Here is a 1,978-nt window from a genome sequence, read left to right as displayed (position 1 = left end):
GCGCCTGTAGAGGAATGCTTCCGCCATGCTGCATGAATTGCGGCAGGATCGCAAAATAGATCATCATGCCTTTGGGATTGAGGAACGCAGTCAGAAATCCCCGCCAAAGCTGGCCGTTGGTCGGTACGGCCGAAAGGGTGATCTGCCCTGCCTTCACCGCAGATCGCATAAGCTGGAAAGCCAGATAAATCAGATACGTAACACCCAGCCAACGCAACGCCTCGAACAGCGTCGGGGATGCGGCGATTATCGCAGCGACCCCGACGGCGGCGAGGGCGGAATGAACTATATAACCAAGGCAAATGCCTGCGGTCGAACGCAAGCCAGCGGATGCTCCACCCGCCAAAGCTTGCGATCCCACAAAGAGCATGTCGGGGCCGGGCGTGCATATCAAGGGCAGCACGGTTGCGGTGAAGAAAATCATTGTTCCTGTTTCCATGATTGGAATCATAGGACAGCGGTTTCGCAATTTGGTTGCGAAGATGCCATTAAGAGACCTAGATTTGGCATTGGAGTCTTCATGGGCCAGAAAGTTAGCATCACATGCCAACAAAATTGGATGATATAGATCGGCGTATCCTTCGCGCCCTGCAACGCGATGGACGGTTGCAGAATGTGGAGCTTGCCAAAGAGGTGGGCCTGTCACCCTCGCCCTGCTTGCGCCGGGTCAAGCTCCTGGAGGAGGCCGGGATTATCGATCGCTATGTGGCGGTTCTCAATGCAGCGAAGATCGGCCTCAGTCTGTCGATGTTCGCGCGGGTCTGGTTGACGGCACAGGATGCCGAAACCATCGATCACTTCATGGACGCAATGAAGCAGCTCCCCCAAGTAATGGAGTGCTACATCATGCTAGGGGAGAGTGACGCCTTGCTGCGCGTGGTCGTAGCCGATCTGGATGACTACCGGCGCTTCCAGGCCGCGCACCTGACGCGGAAAAATGGAATTCAGAATGTCAAAACCGACGTGCCCAGTCAGATCGTGAAGCAGACCTACACTCTACCACTATGATATTCCGGCATCCAACCCGCGCAGCCTGATACTTACGGTAGCGCTATATCCGTGCTTGCAATCAAAAGATGAACGCGGCATTCTGACCTTGGCAATGCCGTCGATCGCTGACACGGGTTAACCTGATGCGTCATTCACCTGCAGAATTGCTAAACCCAAGACATTTTCACACAATCCAGGTGCAACTTTCGAAGCGATGGCTTCGGAGGAATGCCTCAACTCGACATTTTATCCAAAGGGACGGGCGCATCGCGGCATTGCCAACCGGAACGCATGGTGCGTCCCCGGGGGAAACGCGTACACTATCGCAAGGAAGATCACGATGAACCAGTTTCGTTTCAACATACTCGCCGCGACGGTGATTGCCGGCGCTGGCCTGGCATTTCTCACGCTCCCGGCATCTGCACAATCCGTTACCAAGACGTGCAGCACACAGTATCAAGCTGCCAAGGAGGCTGGTACGCTCAAAGGCCAGAAATGGCCGGACTTTCTGTCAGCTTGCAGCGCGAAGCTGAAGACCGACGATKGTGCAGCGGCAGCCGCGCCCGMCGAAAAGACGCCGGCCAAAAAGACGGCAAAGGATACCGCTACAAAACCGGCCAAGACGACGCAAACGGCGACTGCAACCACCAGCGGCGGGATGTCGGCAAAAGCCGTCACCAAGGAATGCAGCACACAGTATCAGGCTGCCAAAACGGCGGGCACGCTCAATGGCCAGAAGTGGCCGCAGTTCCTTTCTGCCTGCAGCGACAGCCTGAAATCGGACAATTCGGATGCGACCGTTCCTGACGAACCGGCACCCACGAAGGCTGCCACCAGCAAAACAACGAAGACACAGGTGGCCAAGGCACAGACGTCGGCAGATGGCAAGCCTCTGTCTCCCGCTCAGGYCGCATTCCGGGCACGCATCAGCGAATGCGGCGATCAGTGGGTGCTGGGATTTTCAAGCATCAAATCCCGCGGCATTACC

The 1,978-nt window shown here is 56.4% G+C and carries 2 protein-coding genes and 1 pseudogene; 2 read left to right on the top strand and 1 reads right to left on the bottom strand.

Translation table 11 applies throughout. The features are described 5' to 3' along the window. Positions 1-439: LysE family translocator (locus tag ACXJ5O_RS25435; protein WP_457302333.1), on the bottom strand; the 439-nt coding region annotated here is incomplete at its 3' end. 104 nt (positions 440-543) lie between these two features. On the opposite strand from ACXJ5O_RS25435, the gene ACXJ5O_RS25430 reads away from it, so the two are divergent. Continuing rightward, the gene (locus tag ACXJ5O_RS25430) at positions 544-1,008 is read left to right on the top strand and encodes an Lrp/AsnC family transcriptional regulator (protein ID WP_457302332.1); all 465 of its coding nucleotides are present in this window, start codon (positions 544-546) and stop codon (positions 1,006-1,008) included. Between the two features lie 322 nt (positions 1,009-1,330). Further along, a pseudogene (locus ACXJ5O_RS25425) lies at positions 1,331-1,978 on the top strand (hypothetical protein); the annotation flags it as partial.

The sequence above is a fragment of the Phyllobacterium sp. P5_D12 genome (genome assembly GCF_054049495.1).
This window is presented reverse-complemented; position numbering and strand designations above follow the sequence as displayed.

What these genes read in the sequence shown, in the direction of transcription:
- ACXJ5O_RS25430 (WP_457302332.1), top strand. Translation starts at nt 544, where the DNA reads ATGCCAACAAAATTGGATGATATAGATCGGCGTATCCTTCGCGCCCTG.